This is a genomic window from Streptomyces albiflavescens (genome assembly GCF_014645835.1).
Taxonomy (GTDB): Bacteria; Actinomycetota; Actinomycetes; order Streptomycetales; family Streptomycetaceae; genus Streptomyces; species Streptomyces albiflavescens.
Map to the genome: position 1 here is coordinate 265,916 of NZ_BMMM01000013.1, position 16,698 is coordinate 282,613.

Sequence of the window (16,698 nt, forward strand, 5' to 3'; positions counted from 1 at the left end):
AGTCAGCGGTCCTGGGCGAGCGCGTACAGCTCGCCCAGGAGACTGCCGTCGGTCTGGACGAGGTCGTCGAAGGTGCCTTCCTCGCGGATGCGTCCCTTGTCGAGGACGATGACGCGGTCCGCCATGCGGACGTTGTCCAGGCGGTGGGTGACGACGACGGTGATCCGGTCCGGGGCCATCTTCCGCAGCTCGCGGAAGATCAGGTGCTCGCCGCGGGCGTCCATCTCGCTCGTCGGCTCATCCAGGACGAGGACGGCCGGCCGACGGTACATGGCGCGAGCGCAGGCGAGCCTCTGCCATTGCCCGCCAGACAGCTCCTGTCCGCCCCACACCGATCGGGCGAGCAACGTGTCGAGCCCGTCAGGGAGTTCGCGCACATGATCGGCCATGCCGACGCGGTCCGCCGCGTCCCAGATGGGTGCGTCATCGTGGTGGCGGGGCTGGCCGAGGGTGATGTTCTCCCGGGCGGCCAGGGGCCAGTGGCCGCTCTTCTGCGGAACAAGGCCGACGTGCTGCCAGACCGCCTCGGCGTCCGCGGTGGCAAGGTCGGTGTCGTCCCAGTAGACGGCGCCCTCCGTCGCCAGTGTCAGGCCGGTGAGCATGCGGATCAAGGTGGACTTGCCGGCGCCGTTCTCGCCCACCAGGGCAATGACCTGCCCACGCTCGAAGGTGAGGGAGATCGGGTGCAGAGCCGGCGTGCCCTTGCTCGCATAGGTGAAACCGGCCGACTCGAAGCGGATCTTCTCGGGTGCCTTCGGCCGCGCGCTGCCGCGCGCGGCCGTCATCGAGCCGACCTCCGCAATGAAGTCGAAGTAGTCACTGAGGTAGAGGCCGTGGTGGAACATCACGGCGCCGTACCGAACGATGGAGTTGAGGGCGCGGCCGGCCGTCTGCGAGGCGACGATCGCGGTCCCGGCGATCGCGGTGGTCATGCTGCCGGCCAGGACGAGCGCGGCGAGCGACGCCCACATCCCCAGGGTGAACAGGCCGGCCAGGGACGCGGCGAGCAGCGTCACCCAGAGGTACGGGCGTGCGCCCTCCAGCTCGCGGCCTTCGACCCGGTCGCACATCGTCCGGTACCAGAAATGGAGGTATCCCCTCATGGTGTTGGCGCGCAGCTCGTCGGCGAGTTCCGATGTGGTCAGCCACCACCGCATCATCCCGCGCACGTTACGGGCGGAGATGGTCCGGTCGTGGACCCGGTAGTCGATCCGCGCGGCCACCACGCCGCCCAAGCCGCGGGGGACGACCGACAACAGCAACACCCCCAGCAGGAGCGGGTGTAAAGAGGTCAGGACGGTTGCGGCGGACACCAGCTGGACGAATCCGTTGGTCAGGGTCTTCGCGTCGTCGGCGAGGTCGACCGCGCGCATCGCGCCGACCTCTGCGGCCTGGCCCCGGTCGGTGAAGCCCGGCGTGTCGTACGCGGACAGTTCGGCGCGCATGTGCAGGTCCACCAGCGCCAGATCCGCGGCGGAGGCGATCTTCGGGTTGAGGCGGCGGGTCGCCCAGTCCGCGAGGATCCACATGCCCGAGCCGGCGCCCAGCGCGACCACGGCGACGGCGAGCGCCGGCCACGCCTGGGCAAGTCCCGCTCCGGGATCGGCCGTTGTCAGCAGCGGCAGAGCCTTGGACACGGCGGTGAGCATCACGGCCGTGCCCACACCGGACATCAACTGGCACACCAGGATGGTGATCGCCATCCGTCGGTCAACGGACCAGGCCAGCCAGGCCGTCTGGGCGAGCGCCCGCGGAATCCGCCGCGCCATCTCCACCAACGACGCGTTGTCCATCGCCCTGCGGTGCTTGCGGCCGTTGTAGTCCAGTTCCGGAGGCGCCGCGGGCCGCGGTGGCCCCTGGCGCGCGGTCGGCACGGCCGACGCATCCTCCGCCCCGTACTCCTGGCGGCCATCGGTCACGGATTCCGTCATGCGAAGCCCCCCGTCATCAGCCGGTCCAGCGTCTTGCGACCACGGTCGGCGACCTCGATGTCGCCGTGCTCGGGAGCCCACGCCAGGCAGCTCGCAGCGTCGAGCGCCGCCAGGCAGGTCAGGGCGTGCCGCTCGGCCGGGGACAGCTCGCGGCCGTACCCGCGGAAGAACGCGGTCCGCAGCCGCGGGTTGTCGGCCCAGACACCACAGCTCATCACCACGAAGTCCTGCACAGCGGCGCCGAAGCGGGCCCGCTCGAAGTCGACCCACGCCGACCGGTCCGACCACAGCACGTTCCTCGCCCACGCGTCACCGTGCAGGAACGCCAGCGGCACCGACCCGACCAGCAGCAGTTCCTCGGCCAGACGCCGCACGAGCTGCTGCTCCGGCGCGCTCAGCCGATCGCCGGCCGCGGCGAGGTGCCTGTCCACGCCGCTCGCCGCGCGGTGCAGCGCCTCCTCTGCCTCCACCCTGTGTACCCCGCGCAGATCGCCCGCCGCATGGAGACGGGCCAAGAGCACACCAGCTTGCCGGTAGGCCTCCAGTTCCTCGGCCGGCGCCAGCGGGAGCTCGGCCAGAGGGCGACCCGGGATCGCGGTGACCAGCAACGCGAAATGCTCCGCGCTGGACTCGACCAGCTGCGGCGCCGCTCCCGAGCCCAGCGCCGGCACTGCCGAGCGGTAGGCGAAGGACTCCCGCTGGTAGGGCACCGGTCCGGCCGCGATCTTGAGATAGACAGCCCGACCGCCGGGCCGCACGAGTTCCCACACCCGGGAGGCCGTACGCCGATGAGAGACATCCCGTACGGCCGTGATCGGCCCGATGTGCCCCTGAGCCCACGCCCGCACGGCAGGCGGAAGGATCTTCGCGTCGGTCATACCCCCCACCTCGATGACGGGTGTGCTGCGGAGGAGAACAGGGCGCGCCGGGCGTCCGCAACGGGCCGCCGGAAGCGGACCGGCGCCGCCACTGCTGCAGGCGCAGTTTCGAAAACAGGATGAAGGGCGACGAGCACGGGCATGGGATTCACGGAGTCCTCCTGTGATGACGGGCTGGCTTGAGCACCCGGACAACGCACCTGATCAAGGAGCCGACACGGGCCGACCCGGGCGAATCTTCGATCGCGAGTTCGATGGTGGCCGGGCGGGCCAAGTGCCGCCTGAGCCGAGCTCCGTGATGTCCCGTTCGAATTCACTCGTCGGGGTTCGGAAGGGGCGCGGAACACGTGTGGGGGATTGCGTGACCCCCCGCTGCGGCTGCATCGTGATCCCTCCGGCGGAGCACTGGCTTCGGGCGCGAGGGAACACTCTCGCGCGCGGCACTGACAATCGCCGGGGCCGGCACAGGCATGGCGCGCGGGCGAACGCGGCCGCGGCCGACCATGCCCGTGTCCGATCACGCCCGCGGCTGGCATCTCGGCTGCGCAGGACCCGTAGTGAGGAGGTAGCAGGTCTTGTCGGCGTCATCCTTGCCGCGGAAGCAGTGCCGGCTCTGCCCGACGCCACGACGCTTGGGCGCGAACAGGGAAATGCCCCGACTGGTCGGGGGAGGCCGGCCGGGGCCGTGGGGCGGTGGCGTGCGGAGGGCGCTCGCTCATGGCGGAGGGGCGGGACGAGGCCAGTCCGGTCCGATCCATGGTTCGACCGGACTGAACATCTTCATCTCACTCGCCGGGCGTGTTCGGTCGCAAGACCTCTCGGGCCGACGTCTCCGCTCGCTCCGCGTTGGACATGACGTGAGACTGCCCACTGGGCCACCAGGTCAGTTCAACGAGAAAGAACGCGACCACCAGCCACGACACCATTGCTTCCCGGGTCGATCCGGTGAACGTGTCGCTCAGCGCGAGGGCCACAGACAGTCCGACGCAGATCAGGAGCATCCATGGGAACAGCCGATCTCGTTCCCGGGCCGCTCGCAGCGCGCTGCCGTAGTCGAGGACGGCGTGCGCCAGTCGGGCATGACCGATGTCCTCACCCCGCCGGGTGGCACGAACCACCGCCATCCGGTCGGCGGAGTCCAGGTCTCTGGCTCCCGGCCAGGCTCGGCTTATCCGACGGGCCACCCTGATTCCGTAGAAGGGGCTGAGGATCATGGCCACCAGAGCCGCGCCCACCCATGAGCCCGACTCGGCGAGCACAAGTGCACCGCAGAGGACACCGACTGGAAGGCCGATGCTCACTGCCCGGCGAAACGCACCGCCGCGCCATGCCCAGCCCGGGATCAACACCACAGGACCATGCTGGCAGTCGTCGTTCCGCGGAGCCATCACCCACACCGGCGCCGCCGGGCACACGGTTCACGCGGGGAATCTCCATACGTCGGTTCCCCGTCCCCGACGCCTCACGCCGCACGGGCGAGGTGGAGAACCGGGACGGCGAAGTCCCCGGTGGCAACCGGCCCGGCCAGGAACGGTGTCTCCCGAACCAACGGACAGCGTTCTTGAGATGTCCGGTGACCTGATTCCTCCGCAGCCGTCGAAGGTACCGGGGCGCTTGAAAATCACTCGTGGGGATTGATGGGGCGTCATACAGTGGAGTCCGCCGGGTGGAGCAGGTAGGCAGCTCGCTGGGCTCATAACCCAGAGGTCGCGGGTTCAAATCCCGCCTCGGCCACGAAGGACCGGGCCCGTCGCGTGATGCGGCGGGCCCGAGTCGTTGGCCGTGGCGGTCCGGGTGTTGACGAGTCTCGGTCGACATCGAGTTGGTCCGGGACTGACCCGGAGCCTGATGCCGGCCCAGCCTGGACCGCCATCGCGCGGTGTCACCTCACGGTGGTCCCGGTGCTGTCAGGTCCCATGCCTGAACCGCGTACGCGGCGGTGGCAACGCCCACGGCGTCCGCCTGCACGCGCCAGGGGCCGTCGCCGACGGGATAGAAGCGGACGGTGAGGGTGCGGCCGGAGGCGGTGAAGAGCTCGGCGACCGAGTGGTCCAGAAGGATCCGTAGGATCGCGGTCGGCTGTTCCGCCGGGAGCTGCCAGCGGCCGCGCTTGGCGCGGGGGTCCAGCGAAGCGTGGTCGCGATCGACGACCAGCTCACCCGTGGCCGGGTCGTGGAGAACGTCGAGGTACTCCGTCCCGTCCGAGGAGGTGAGCAGCCGGAGTCGTCCGCCGCGTTCAAGACTCACGGTCAAGTCGCTTGCCCGGGCCACCTCACCGAGCATCACAGGCTGCTCGGCGGTCACCCGGCCGGTGGCGGCGATCCGGTGCTCGCCCCGCAGGTTGAGCAGTTCGCGGGCCGGTTGTTGGGTCAGCTCGCCGCCGGTGCCGGGCGCCAGTTCGCGGGGCAGCGACAGCATCCCGGCCCAGCCGGCCTCGTCGGTCCACGTGCTGGGTGCGCCGACCCGTTCCTCATCCCTGGCTTCCCAGATCCAGGCCCACATCAGGAACCGTCCGTCGGGGGCGCGGAGCAGGGCGGGGGCGTAGAAATCGGGTCCGTGGTCCAGGAGTTGGGGCGCCGCGGCGTGGAACTCACCGTCCTGTTCGCGGCCCGGCCAGTAGACGGCGCAGATGGCGCCGTCCTCCGGGTCCCAGGCGCTGGCGAGGACGGCTCCGGTTCCTTCGGGGAAGGAGACGTACTGGGCGCATTCCCAGCCCTCCTCGGTGGTGCGGCCGCCGCGCAGGGGGTGCGGCGGGCGGGCGAGGAAGATGCCCTGGTACCGCCAGTGGTCCAGGTCGTCGGCGACGTACTCCAGGGCGGCTCCCCGGCCGTCGGCGAGCGCGGCGCCGACGAGCATCCGCCAACGGTCTCCGTCCCTCCACACATAGGGGTCGCGGAACATGGTGGTGCCGTCGGGCGGTTCGGGGATGAGCAGTCGGCCGTGCTTGGTGAACGTCGTGCCGCCGTCGAGGGAGTGTGCCGAGGTCACCGGCTGGTGCCGGCGGTCCGGGTGACGGGCGGAGTAGAAGGCGGTGATACGGCCCTTGTACGACACCGCGTTGCCCGACCACACTCCGCCCCGGTCCTCGCCGTCGGGCGTGGGGGCGAGGGCCACCGGCATCGGCTCCCAGCGGATCAGATCGCGGCTGCGGAAGTGGCCCCAGTGCATGTCGGCGTGGCGGGCGCCATGCGGGTTGTACTGGAAATAGACGTGGTAGTGGCCTTCGTGGAAGACCAGGCCGTTCGGGTCGTTGAGCCAGTTCGCCGGGGGGCGCAGGTGGATTGCGGGGAAATGCGGGTCAAGCGTGACCGGGGCTGCGATGCGGGTCTCAGCCATGGGCGCGCTCGTCGTAGCGGCGCCGGACGACGGCGGCCTGCTTGACGTTCGCCTCGGATTCCTGAAGGGAGCGCTCGCCGCGCTGCCGGGTGCGCTCGGCGAGGTGCTCCATGTGGTGTTCGAAACGCTCCCGGTACCTCTCGCGCATCACTGCGATCTCCTCGGCGACCGCACCGGTGCGTGCCGCGGCGATGGGCATCGGCTGTCCGGCGGGGCGGACCGGTAGACGCTGTTCCAGCGGGAGGACGGTCGCCTTCGGTGAGGGCAGGGTTTGGTACCAGTACGCGGTCGACGCCCAGTCGTCGGCGAGGTGATTGCCGTGGCCGTGCTCCACGGTCACGCGGATGCGCTCCTCGAAGCGGACCGGATCGGCCACGTGGAAGCGGTAGTTGACCGAATAGCCGGGGACGTCCGCCTCGTGGACGATCGCACCGTGGTAGAGGTAGGCGTTCTTCTGCATCCCCCAGGCGTGGTTGAAGTAGTCCTCGGTGCCGGTGCCGTGCAGCGAGGGCGGCCAGCTGGTGGAGCCGTCGGGCAGGAAGTCGTCGTCGATCCAGATCATGTCGTTGCCCTCGCCCCACCAACTGCCCTGCCGGTGGTGGACGGAGAGGTTGCAGCCGACATAGTGGCCGCGGCCGGCGGTGTCGAGGATGACGTAGTTGTCCTCGCCCGTGAGGTCGGCGATGTTGACCTCGGGGCTGTTGGTCTGGATGTCGGGGGCCCAGCCGTTGCAGGGGTTGCTGCGGTTCCAACGGGCGTGGAAGTAAAGAGTGTCCTCGGGCAGCGGGTCCGCGTACAGCTCGTAGTCGATGTAGAAGTACTGCTGGATCGGCAGGTCGTTCTCGTTGACCAGCTCGATGCGGGCGCGCTTGTTGAAGGGCATCGGCGTCCAGCAGTTCAGGGCCGCGCTGCCACCGGGGATCAGGGACTCCTCGGGCTTGGCGGAGACGGTGAACAGGGCCGACTGGTAGCTGTTGGGCAGGCAGTGGCCGATGCCGAAGAAGTCGCCGAGCGGGACGAGGACGGCGGGCTCCTCCTCGTCGTCCCAGGTGATCCGGATGAGGACCTTGCGGTAGTAATCGGGGTCCGGTTCCTCCCAGTTGACGCCGAGCGCGTTGTGGATCTCCATGACCGGGGCGACGGTGTCTGCTTCCAGTGGATCGATCAGGCCGGGGCCGAGAGTGCGGCGGCAGAACTGGGTCATCCAGATGTGGGAGATCCGGCCGGGTCCCTCGAGGTCGGCGAGGACCCGGGTGGAGTGGGCCGGTGTGGTCCAGTAGTCCTGGTTGCGGCCGCGTTGGTCCCAACTGGAGACGCGGGCCGTGCGCGCCGCCGTGGGCCGGGTGAGGTGGTCGAGGGACGAGGGCATGAGAAGGTGTTCCCTTCGGTGATCGTGCGTGATGGTGCGTCGCTGAACTCGGGCGGCGGGAGACTGGACCTCTCCCGCCGCCCTCCTCGTGGAAGTGAGGCTCAGTCGGGGCAGCCGCAGGATTCGCGGTAGGTGATCTCGGGCTCGAGGCGGATGGAGCGGTGCCGGGAGGTGAGCGTGCCGTCGATGCGGCTGATCAGCAGTTGCATCGCCGTGGCGCCGATCTCGTGGGCGGGTTGGGTCACCGTGGTGATGCCGGGGCGAAACAGGTCGGAGTGGGGGAAGCCGTCGAACGTGGCGAAGGCGAAGGTCTCCGGCACGGCCAGACCCAGCTGCTTCGCCGCCTCGAGCACGCCCACGGCGGTCTCGGTGCTGGCCGCGACCACCGCCGACGGCGGCTGCGGCTGCCGCAGGACGCCCAGCATCCGCTCGCGGGTGTCGTCCGCGCGGCCGCTGCCGGTGACGACGAGTGTGTCGTCGACCTCGATGCCTGCCGCGGCGAGCGCCTCCAGGTAGCCGCGCCGGCGCTCGGCGATGGTGGACACGTCGGCGTCGCCCGCGGCGAGTGCGATACGGCGGTGGCCGTGCCGTTGCGCCAGGTGCAGTACCAGTTCCCGCATGGGAGCGGTGTTCTCGACCCCGACCTGGTCGGCCTTGACACCGCCCAGACGGTCCATGAGGACGACGGGGGTGCCCTGGTCGATGACGCCGGTGATCTCCTCGCTCCGGGACCGGGCGACAGGGGCGATCAGAACGCCGTCGACACGGCGTTCGGTGAGCACCTCCAGCGCGCGGGCTTCCAGCGCGGGGTCCTCGCCGGAGTTGGCCAGCAGCAGGGTGTAGCCGGCGGCCATGGCCTCCCGCTCGACGCCGCGGGCCATCGCGGCGAAGGCGGGCTCGGCCACGTCCGTGACGATCAGACCGATGGAGTCGGTGCGGGAGCGGCGCAGTGCGCGGGCGAGGCTGTCGCGCCGATAGCCCGTGGCCCTGACCGCCTCCTCGACCCGGGTGCGGGTTTCGTCGCGGACCGGCCGCGTGCCGTTGATGACGTGCGACACGGTGGACGTGGACACGCCCGCGATCCGTGCGACGTCGGAGATCGTCGCCACTGCTGATTCGCCGCCTCCTTGGGCCATCGGATCGGATCCGCTGGTTCGGTCCGTCCGTTCCATGAGTTCCATCAGTTGCGTGGGCCCGTCGGTCCACGCTCTGTCAGCGCGTCCGGTCTATCAGGCCGTAGGTCCATCCCGCTCCGACGACCTCACGAACTCATCGAAACGATTGCGCAGACCTTGGCACGCCCTCACGGTGCCAGTCAATGCGTATGACCAGTGCGAGCTCTCTTTCACCCGGAAACAACACCGACACACGGTATTGACAGCCCGCGACTCCCGAGTACCTTTCATCGAAACGTTTGCGCGCCGCGCCGTACACCGGTCCCCACGCCGAATGCCCAGGCGCATCGGACATCAGAACCCTCACGGCCCGCGCCGATCACCGCACCGGTGTCCCGTCCCCCCCCCGCCCCGGTTCCGCCTCACCCAGCTCCCGGAAGGCAACAGCACCATGGCGACCTCCCCTCAGCCCGCGCCCCTCCCGTCGAGAAAGCGCCCCGGCATCTCACGCAGGCTCCTGATATGCGCCACCGCGAGCGCCCTGCTCGCAACCGCGGCCGGATGCGGCTCGGCGACCAACAGCCAGGGCGGCGCGGCGTCGGACGGCCTGATCACGCTGTCCATGCACAACCCGGACAGCAAGACCCAGGACCCGGCCACGTATGAGCTGGTCCAGGAGTTCAACGCCGCCCACCCCGATATGAAGATCAAACTGGAGGGCCAACCGGTCGAGCAGCATGAGCAGCGGATGACCATCGCGGCGCAGAGCGACACGCTGCCGGAGATCTTCTGGGTGTACGACTCACTGGCGAAGACCATGGTCAAGGACGGCGACCTGCTGGACCTCACCCCGATCCTCGACGAGGACAACCTCAAGACGAAGTTCGCCCCCAGCATGCTCGCCGGATTCCAGGCGGACGGGACCCAGTACGGGGTGCCCTACCAGGCGCTGATCACGGGCTTCTACGTCAACAAGGACATCCTCGGCGAGCACGGGATCGCCCTGCCCAAGACGTTCGACGAGCTGCTCGCCGCGGTGAAGAAGTTGAAGGCGGCGGGAGTCGTGCCGATCGCCCAGGGCGCGAACAACTCGTCGTTCAGCGTGTGGGCCTTCCTCACCATGCTCGACCGCTTCGGGTACGAGGAGAAGTACCCGGCGATCCTGTCCGGCAGGGTCCGCTACGACAACGCCGACTTCCTGCGCCTCTACCGGCACGTGCGCGAACTCGCCGAGGCCGGCGCCTTCCCGGCCAACATGTCCACCCAGACCTACGCCCAGGCCGTGGCCTCCTACATGGCGGGCAAGGCGGCCTTCCTCGACGCGGGCGTCTGGGAGGCGGCGAAGATCCAGAAGAGCAAGGTGGGCAGGAGCACCGACTTCTGGGCCGGGCCGACCTTCTCCGACGGCGTCGGAGAGCAGAAGATCGTCATGAACGTTCCCTCGGCGCCGTTCGTCGTGAGCGCAAAGGTGAAGAAGGACAAGAAGAAGTACGCCGCGGTCAAGGCGTTCATCCAGTTCTACTACAGCGACGCGGGCCAGAAGATCCTCGTTGACAACGCCCAGCCGCCGGTCACCACGTACAAGCCGGACGTCGACACCGCCTCGGACCCGGTCTTCGCCGCCGTCCTCGCCGCAGCGGCGAAGCCCGGCTGGAAGAGTCCCGAGGCCCAGCCCGACCTGGTCGTCTCGGCGGCCACCGCCAGCGCCATGTACGACAGCTTCTACGGCGTGATGGGCGGCAGCCTCAGCCCCGAAGAGGCCGTACGCAGTGTTGAGAAGACCATCAAGTAGCTGTCGGCGCCACGGCGCCGCTCATGCGGCGCCCGGGCACCGGACGACGGGAACGGCATGAACTGGCTCACCACCCGCCGGCATTTCGCCCTCATGATCGCGCCGGCTCTCCTCATCTACAGCCTGTACATGATCTATCCGATCCTGTACTCGCTCTACTACAGTTTCACCGACTACGACGGCGTCTCCGCCACCACCTTCTCCGGTCTCGACAACTACCGTCACATGGCCGCCGATCCGGTCTTCTGGACGTCGCTGCGCAACACCGGAGTCATCCTCGGCATCGCCCTGCTCCTGCTGATTCCCCTGGGCTTCCTGCTCGCGGTCCTGCTCAGCGGCCGAGTGCGGGGCAGCGGGGCACTACGGGCGCTGGTGTTCGCCCCGGCCATCGTCGCGCCGATCCTCGTCGGACTGATCTGGATCTTCATCCTGGACCCGCAGATCGGCCTGGTGAACGCATTCCTCCTGGCGATCGGCGTTCCCGCACACCCGCAGTGGATCGGCGGCCCCACACTCAGCCCGTACTCGATCGCGTTCGTCTATCTCTGGCAGCAGATCGGCTTCGTCCTCACCATCTTCTACGCGGGCATCCGCATGCTGCCGCGCGACGTACTGGAAGCCGCCGGCCTGGACGGCGCGACGCGCCTGCAGCAGCTGCGATACATCCAGATCCCCATGCTGCGCGAGACGTTCGGCATCGTCACCGCACTGGTCGTCACCGGCGTCTTCAAGGTCTTCGAACTCGTCTTCGCGCTCACCGGCGGCGGCCCCGTCCACCTCTCCGAGGTGATGGTCAGCTACATGTACCACATCACCTTCACCACCCAGCAGTACGGCTACGGCATGGCCCTGGCGGTGGTGGTGTTCGTGGTCGGCGCGCTCGCCTCGGGAGCCACGTTCCTCGGCAACCGCCGAAGGGAGAAGCAGAGTTGAGCACGGACACCAGCCCACGCCCCGCCACGACCGGCCCCCTGCCGACGCCCGACCGGGTCGGTGGCGCCACGCCCCGCACTTCCCGGCGCCGCAGCCGCGGCGTGATCGTCGCCTCGGCGGTCGCCTATCTGATCACCTTCGTGATCCTGTTCCCGCTGCTGTGGATCGTGCTGTTGTCGTTCCAGACCAATGACAACATCCTGGCGCACCCGTTCTCCCTCTCCGACCTCACTCTGGCCAACTATCAACAGGCCCTGGAGACCCTCAACCTGCTGGTGATGTACAAGAACACGCTGATCCTGGCCGTCATCTCGGTCACGGTCGGCTTGGTCATCTCGTACCTGGCGGCGTTCGCGCTCACCCGCATGGTCTTCCGCAAGGGCGGTCGCCGTACCCAGAACGCGCTGCGCTACTACTTCCTGGCCGGACTCGCCATCCCGGTCTACATCCTGCTGTTCCCGGTGTACCGGATCGACATCGCACTCGGCCTGTTCGGCACCTACTTCGCGCTGATCCTGCCATACATCGCCATCACGATCCCCTTCAACATCCTGCTGCTGACCGGCTTCCTGAGGGACTTCCCGGACGAGATCGAACAAGCGGCAGTGATGGACGGGGTCGGCCTGTGGCGCATGGCCTGGCAGGTCACCTTCCCGCTGATGCGGCCGGTCGTCGCCACCCTCGCAATCCTCAACGTCATCTATGTCTGGAACGAGTTCCCCTTCGCGGTCACGCTCATCAACGACCCGACGCTCACCACCGTGTCCCTGGGAATTTCCCAGTTCCAAGGCGTCTACAGCGTCGATTACGGCGCGATGATGGCGTCCGCCACCCTCGTCCTGCTGCCGCAGCTGGTGATCTACGCGGCCTTCCAGAAGCAAGTCATCGCGGGCATGACGGCAGGCGCCGTCCGCTGATCGATCCCGCACCCACACCTGTGAACCCATTGAAGTCACAGCACTCATGAGGAGCCGTCATGGACTCTGAACCACAACTCGCCCTGCCTCGACGCACGTTACTGAAAGGAGCCGCCCTCACGGCGCTGACCACGCTGGCCTTCCTGCCCCCGGCACAGGCGCACGCCGCCGTCCCGGACCTCACCGAGCCCGACAAGCCCGTGGCCGAGCCGCATCCGTCGTACGCGGTGATCGTCGGACTCCTCTGACCTCAAACCGGAACTGGAAGGACATCCCGTGGCAGACACCGTCTACGACGTCACCACCTGGACCGGCGCCAGCGTCTCGCCGTACACCGACATCGGCAAGGTGATCAACGAGATCATCGCGGACATCAAGTCCAAGCAAACCACCCAGACCACCAGACCCGGCGCCGTCATCTACATCCCGCCGGGTCACTACGACCTCCTCACCCGCGCCGTCATCGACATCAGCTTCCTGCAGATCAAGGGCTCGGGCCACGGCTTCCTGTCGGAGGCCATCCGCGACGAGTCCTCCACCGGCTCGTGGGCCGAGGTCCAGCCCGGCGCCAGCCACATCCGGGTGAAGAACACCGACGGCAACAACGAGGCGTTCCTGGTCCAGCGCTCCGGAGCGCCGGGCACGGTCGGCCGGCTCAATGCCATCGTCTTCCAGGACTTCTGCATCGACGGTGTGTCGTCCTCCAAGCCCTACACACCGGGCAATGGCAAGATCGGCATATCGGTGCAGTCGGACAACGACTCGCTGCGCTTCGAGGGGATGGGCTTCGTCTACCTCGCACACGCGTTGATCGTGAAGGGCGCGGATGCCCCGAACATCACCAACAACTTCATGGCCGAATGCGGCAGTTGCATCGAACTGACCGGTGCCTCACAGGTAGCCAAGATCACCAACAACTTCCTGATCAGCGCCTGGGCGGGCTACTCGATCTTCGCGGAGAACGCCGAGGGCATCCTCATCTCGGGCAACAGCATCCTGTGGGCCTGCAACATCACCCTCACCAACTCCCACCGCACGACCATCTCCGCCAACAAGCTGCTCAGCAACTTCCCGAGCATGATCGCGCTGCTGAACGGCAGCTCGGGCAGCCTGATTTCCGGCAATCACTTCCGCCGGGTGTACGGCGACGGCACCAGCACGCGATTCGACGACCTCTACGGCCTGGTCCACATCGACGGCAGCGACAACGCGGTGACCGCCAACCAGTTCTCCTTCTCCGTACCGGCTGAGAACATCAGCCCGTCGGGGGCCAGCCCGACGATCATTCTGGTCACCGGCGGCGCCCGTAACTACCTGGCCACCAACAACATCACCAGCAACGTCGACGTCAAGGTCGTCCTCGACGCCTCCTCCACCGCCACGAAGATCCTCTACAGCGCCCAGAGCTCGCAGCTGCAGGCGTACACCGTGAACTACTCGCTCGTGGCCACACCCTGAGCGGATCGCCTTGCGCGGGCACGGGATTGCCGGATCTCCCTGCCCGCGCAGGCGTGTGCGCGCTGCCCATGGGTGCAGACAAGACGATCCATGTCGAGGGCGACGACCTGCACAGCACGAACGCGATCGGCACTCCCGCGGTGCCGGCGAAGGTCCGCGAGGGGCCGAACCGGGAGGGGATCTGCAGGGTGGGCCGCTGGGTTCACACTGCTCCGGCCGCGAGGACCTGGTGTGCGAGTGCCACCAGGTCAGGGATGGCCGGATGGCCCAGCCCCTCGCGCCAGGCGAGGACGACGGGAACGGGCGGCGCGTCCGCGAGCCGGCGGTAGACCAGCGAGGGGTGGGTGTGGTGGCTCGGGGTGGCCGTCGTGGAGATCCCGACGGCGCGGCCCGCGGCGATCACGACGAGCCACTCGTCGGTATTGGACACCTCGATGGTCGCGACGGGTCGGGCCGCTGGCGGCCACAGATCCATCGTCGTGGTGCCGGAGACGGTGTTGAGGGCGATCGGATGGGCGGTGAGGTCAGCCAGGGTGACCTGGGGGAGAGCCGCCAGGGGGCTGTCCGCCGGCATGACCACCACCCGCTCCTCCGACAACAGCAGCTCCGTGCGCAGCCCCGCCAAGGGGACCGTGCCGCGTAGCAGGGCCGCATCGACCTTGCCCTGCGTGAGGCCCGCCGTGCGGTCGTCAATACGGAGCAGCTCCAGCGGAATGCCGGGGTGTATTTCGTCCCAGCGTCGTAGCAACGGGATGGTGTAGTCGCCGAGTGCCGCCCAGGGGTGGCCCAGGCGCAGCGGCCAGCGGCTCAGCCCCCCGGGTTCGAGGGCGGTCTCGACGGCGGCGACGGCGGCAGCGGCCTTGTCGCGGAATGTGTGACCCTCGGCGGTGAGTTCGAGGTGGTGAGTGGAGCGGTCGACGAGGCGGGCGCCCAGGTACTGCTCGAGTTGGCGCAGGGTGCGGGAGAGTGCGGGCTGGCTCAGATGGAGGCGGGCGGCGGCGCGGGTGATGTTGCCTTCCTCGGCGATGACGAGGAAGGCACGCAGGTGCCGCAGCTCGATGGTCATGCCTCAGGAGCATAACCGCAGCGGAATCGGCATTTCACGCGACGCAGCCGGATTCCTAGCGTGAGGGGCATGACATCGACGGCGCACACCTCATCCGCGGCGACGGCCGCGCCCGTTCTCGTACGTCACGTCGCCGGACGCGCCGGCGTCGGCGGCGTTGGCCTGGTGCTGGCCGGAGCGGTGTCCGTTCAGTTCGGGTCGGCCTTCGCCGCGCTGCTGTTCCCGCAGGCCGGGGCGCTCGGTGTGGTCGCGCTGCGGGTGACGTTCGCCGCGGTGCTGCTGTTCGTCGTCACCCGGCCCCGGCTGCGCGGTTACTCGCGCGCCGACTGGGCGGTGGCCATAGGGTTCGGCCTCGCTCTTGGCGGCATGAACATCCTCTTCTACCAGGCGATCGACCGTATCCCGCTGGGGCCGGCGGTCACCCTTGAGGTGCTCGGCCCACTGCTGCTGTCCGTCGTCGCCGCGCGTCGCGCGGCGAGCCTGCTGTGGGCCGCTCTCGCGCTGGGCGGGGTCTCTCTGCTGGGCCGCGACGGCTTCGGCCAGCTCAACGTTGCGGGCGTGGCCTTCGCGCTGAGTGCCGGAGGGATGTGGGCGGCGTACATCGTGCTCAACGCCCGTGCGGGCGCCCGCTTCCCGCGGCTGGACGGCCTGACGATCGCCATGGCCGTCGCCGCGTTGGTCAGCCTGCCGCTGGGCATCACGGCAGCGGGCGGGGCACTGCTCAAGCCGGGGGTACTCGGCCTGGGACTGGCGATCGCGGTGCTGGGCTCGGGTGTGCCCTACACCCTCGAACTGCTGGCCCTGCGACGACTGTCCGCAGCGACGTTCGCGGTGCTGACGAGTCTGGCGCCGGCTCTTGCCGCGATGGCGGGCTATCTGGTGCTGGACCAAGGGCTGTCGCTGCCGCAATGCGCCGCGATCGCGCTGGTGGTCACGGCGAGCGTAGGCGCGGTACGCATGGGCAACCGACAAGTCCTGACCCCGCCCGCCGCGGACAGTCCTGGTGACCGCTGACACCGAGGGGGATGCGGTCTTCCTGGAGTCGATCATGTCCCTGAGGTGGACGATGATCTGGGCGGCGGCGAGGCGGGCGGTTGACGCCGTGCGGGCCGGTGCGCTCGTCGTCGTAGGCGCCGATCTCGGCGAGGTCCATCAGCGACTGCCGCAGGCGGTGGCCGTTGACGGTGATCGTGTCGGCAGCCTCATCATGGCCTGATCGCCAAGAGGTTGTTGGATGCGGTGGGTGATGGGTGGGGGGCGCATACGGGTCAGCCGGAGGTGGTGGCGATCGCGAGACCGAAGCCGATCAGCACGACGCCTGTGGTCCGCCCGAGCGCACGACGGGTCCGCGGTCTTTCGAGGACGTGCCTGACCTTGGACAGCAGGAGCACGTAGCTGCCGAGCCAGGTGAGGGTGAGGGTGGCGTGGAGGAGGACGAGGAGCGTCATGGCCCAGGCGGCGGGCAGTTGCGGTGGGGCCAGTGTGGGGAGCAGTCCGGTGTAGAAGACGGCGATCTTCGGGTTGAGGACGTTGCTGACCAGGCCGGTCCCCCACGGGTTCCCGGCGGTGGTGCCGGTACCGGTCTCCGGCGTGGCATGGGCGACCCGGCGGCTGTTTCGCAGTGCCTGTGCGCCCAGGAACAGCAGGTAGCCGGCGCCCAGGAGCTTGACGGCCAGGTAGCCCGTGGGTGAGGCGGCGAGCACGGCCGCGAGTCCGGCCACGGTCAGCGCGCCCCAGATCAGCAATCCGATCGCGATTCCGCCCACGGTCCGCAACGCGTCCGTGGGGCCGGAGGCGACGGCGCGGCGGGTCACCACCGCCATGTCCGGGCCGGGCACGACGGTCAACAGGCCCAGCACACCGAGGGCGCCTGCGAGGTGGGTCAGCATGCCGCCGCCCTCCT

15 protein-coding genes and 1 tRNA gene are annotated in these 16,698 nt (G+C 68.8%); 8 read left to right on the forward strand and 8 right to left on the reverse strand.

Features of this window, described 5'->3' with window-relative positions; genetic code table 11:
- Window positions 1–2 precede the first annotated feature (2 nt).
- The 3 genes from IEY95_RS31930 to IEY95_RS31940 form a co-directional block, all read right to left on the reverse strand.
- Complete coding sequence (locus tag IEY95_RS31930; protein ID WP_189189645.1) at window positions 3–1,931, reverse strand: ABC transporter ATP-binding protein; 1,929 nt, start codon at window positions 1,929–1,931, stop codon at window positions 3–5.
- On the reverse strand, window positions 1,928–2,809 hold the full coding sequence (locus IEY95_RS31935) for a phosphotransferase enzyme family protein (protein WP_189189646.1): 882 nt from the start codon (window positions 2,807–2,809) through the stop codon (window positions 1,928–1,930). Before IEY95_RS31935 ends, IEY95_RS31930 begins: the two co-directional genes overlap by 4 nt.
- A 785-nt stretch (window positions 2,810–3,594) precedes the next feature.
- Entirely contained in the window at window positions 3,595–4,068 is a 474-nt protein-coding gene (locus IEY95_RS31940) for an ABC transporter ATP-binding protein (RefSeq protein ID WP_189189647.1), read from the reverse strand.
- A 401-nt stretch (window positions 4,069–4,469) separates the two neighbouring features.
- Here IEY95_RS31940 and IEY95_RS31945 point away from each other — a divergent pair.
- Window positions 4,470–4,543, forward strand: a tRNA-Met gene (locus IEY95_RS31945).
- A gap of 153 nt (window positions 4,544–4,696) precedes the next feature.
- Here IEY95_RS31945 and IEY95_RS31950 read toward each other — a convergent pair.
- The 3 genes from IEY95_RS31950 to IEY95_RS31960 all read right to left on the reverse strand — a co-directional run bounded on the left by IEY95_RS31950 (window position 4,697) and on the right by IEY95_RS31960 (window position 8,623).
- Window positions 4,697–6,145 (reverse strand): glycoside hydrolase family 32 protein, encoded by a 1,449-nt coding sequence (locus IEY95_RS31950; RefSeq protein WP_189189648.1) that lies wholly within the window; start codon window positions 6,143–6,145, stop codon window positions 4,697–4,699.
- Window positions 6,138–7,514 carry a glycoside hydrolase family 172 protein gene (locus IEY95_RS31955; protein WP_189189649.1) on the reverse strand — a complete coding sequence of 459 codons (1,377 nt, stop codon included), beginning with the start codon at window positions 7,512–7,514 and terminating at the stop codon, window positions 6,138–6,140. The genes IEY95_RS31950 and IEY95_RS31955 overlap by 8 nt, the downstream gene beginning before the upstream one ends.
- A 101-nt stretch (window positions 7,515–7,615) precedes the next feature.
- Window positions 7,616–8,623 carry a LacI family DNA-binding transcriptional regulator gene (locus IEY95_RS31960; RefSeq protein ID WP_189189650.1) on the reverse strand — a complete coding sequence of 336 codons (1,008 nt, stop codon included), beginning with the start codon at window positions 8,621–8,623 and terminating at the stop codon, window positions 7,616–7,618.
- Window positions 8,624–9,080: 457 nt separating this feature from the next.
- Here IEY95_RS31960 and IEY95_RS31965 point away from each other — a divergent pair, with 457 nt between their 5' ends.
- The 5 genes from IEY95_RS31965 to IEY95_RS31985 are packed head-to-tail and all read left to right on the forward strand — an operon-like array spanning window position 9,081 to window position 13,729.
- Window positions 9,081–10,421 (forward strand): ABC transporter substrate-binding protein, encoded by a 1,341-nt coding sequence (locus IEY95_RS31965; protein ID WP_189189651.1) that lies wholly within the window; start codon window positions 9,081–9,083, stop codon window positions 10,419–10,421.
- Between the two features lie 57 nt (window positions 10,422–10,478).
- Complete coding sequence (locus tag IEY95_RS31970) at window positions 10,479–11,354, forward strand: carbohydrate ABC transporter permease (RefSeq protein ID WP_189189652.1); 876 nt, start codon at window positions 10,479–10,481, stop codon at window positions 11,352–11,354.
- A complete protein-coding gene (locus tag IEY95_RS31975) occupies window positions 11,351–12,271 on the forward strand; it encodes a carbohydrate ABC transporter permease (protein WP_229703500.1) in 921 nt (306 codons plus the stop codon). The genes IEY95_RS31970 and IEY95_RS31975 overlap by 4 nt, the downstream gene beginning before the upstream one ends.
- A gap of 59 nt (window positions 12,272–12,330) precedes the next feature.
- Window positions 12,331–12,519: a hypothetical protein gene (locus IEY95_RS31980; RefSeq protein ID WP_189189653.1), complete on the forward strand. Its 189-nt coding sequence runs from the start codon at window positions 12,331–12,333 to the stop codon at window positions 12,517–12,519.
- 28 nt (window positions 12,520–12,547) lie between these two features.
- Entirely contained in the window at window positions 12,548–13,729 is a 1,182-nt protein-coding gene (locus tag IEY95_RS31985; protein WP_189189654.1) for a NosD domain-containing protein, read from the forward strand.
- Between the two features lie 202 nt (window positions 13,730–13,931).
- On the opposite strand, the gene IEY95_RS31995 is transcribed toward IEY95_RS31985, so the two are convergent.
- A complete protein-coding gene (locus IEY95_RS31995) occupies window positions 13,932–14,795 on the reverse strand; it encodes a LysR family transcriptional regulator (RefSeq protein WP_189189655.1) in 864 nt (287 codons plus the stop codon).
- 69 nt (window positions 14,796–14,864) lie between these two features.
- Here IEY95_RS31995 and IEY95_RS32000 point away from each other — a divergent pair, with 69 nt between their 5' ends.
- Both IEY95_RS32000 and IEY95_RS32005 read left to right on the forward strand, forming a co-directional pair.
- Window positions 14,865–15,809, forward strand: a complete 945-nt coding sequence (locus tag IEY95_RS32000) for an EamA family transporter (protein WP_189189656.1) — start codon at window positions 14,865–14,867, stop codon at window positions 15,807–15,809.
- The gene (locus IEY95_RS32005; protein ID WP_189189657.1) at window positions 15,799–16,011 is read left to right on the forward strand and encodes a hypothetical protein; all 213 of its coding nucleotides are present in this window, start codon (window positions 15,799–15,801) and stop codon (window positions 16,009–16,011) included. Before IEY95_RS32000 ends, IEY95_RS32005 begins: the two co-directional genes overlap by 11 nt.
- A gap of 52 nt (window positions 16,012–16,063) precedes the next feature.
- Here the strand turns inward: IEY95_RS32005 and IEY95_RS32010 are convergent, their stop codons facing one another.
- The gene (locus IEY95_RS32010) at window positions 16,064–16,684 is read right to left on the reverse strand and encodes a LysE family translocator (RefSeq protein WP_189189658.1); all 621 of its coding nucleotides are present in this window, start codon (window positions 16,682–16,684) and stop codon (window positions 16,064–16,066) included.
- Window positions 16,685–16,698 lie beyond the last annotated feature (14 nt).

Excerpts from the sequence above, each read along its gene's own strand:
- IEY95_RS31930 (WP_189189645.1), bottom strand. The coding sequence starts at position 1,931 with ATGACGGAATCCGTGACCGATGGCCGCCAGGAGTACGGGGCGGAGGAT.
- IEY95_RS31935 (WP_189189646.1), bottom strand. The coding sequence starts at position 2,809 with ATGACCGACGCGAAGATCCTTCCGCCTGCCGTGCGGGCGTGGGCTCAG.
- IEY95_RS31950 (WP_189189648.1), bottom strand. The coding sequence starts at position 6,145 with ATGGCTGAGACCCGCATCGCAGCCCCGGTCACGCTTGACCCGCATTTC.
- IEY95_RS31955 (WP_189189649.1), bottom strand. The coding sequence starts at position 7,514 with ATGCCCTCGTCCCTCGACCACCTCACCCGGCCCACGGCGGCGCGCACG.
- IEY95_RS31965 (WP_189189651.1), top strand. The coding sequence starts at position 9,081 with ATGGCGACCTCCCCTCAGCCCGCGCCCCTCCCGTCGAGAAAGCGCCCC.
- IEY95_RS31970 (WP_189189652.1), top strand. The coding sequence starts at position 10,479 with ATGAACTGGCTCACCACCCGCCGGCATTTCGCCCTCATGATCGCGCCG.
- IEY95_RS31980 (WP_189189653.1), top strand. The coding sequence starts at position 12,331 with ATGGACTCTGAACCACAACTCGCCCTGCCTCGACGCACGTTACTGAAA.
- IEY95_RS31995 (WP_189189655.1), bottom strand. The coding sequence starts at position 14,795 with ATGACCATCGAGCTGCGGCACCTGCGTGCCTTCCTCGTCATCGCCGAG.
- IEY95_RS32000 (WP_189189656.1), top strand. The coding sequence starts at position 14,865 with ATGACATCGACGGCGCACACCTCATCCGCGGCGACGGCCGCGCCCGTT.
- IEY95_RS32010 (WP_189189658.1), bottom strand. The coding sequence starts at position 16,684 with ATGCTGACCCACCTCGCAGGCGCCCTCGGTGTGCTGGGCCTGTTGACC.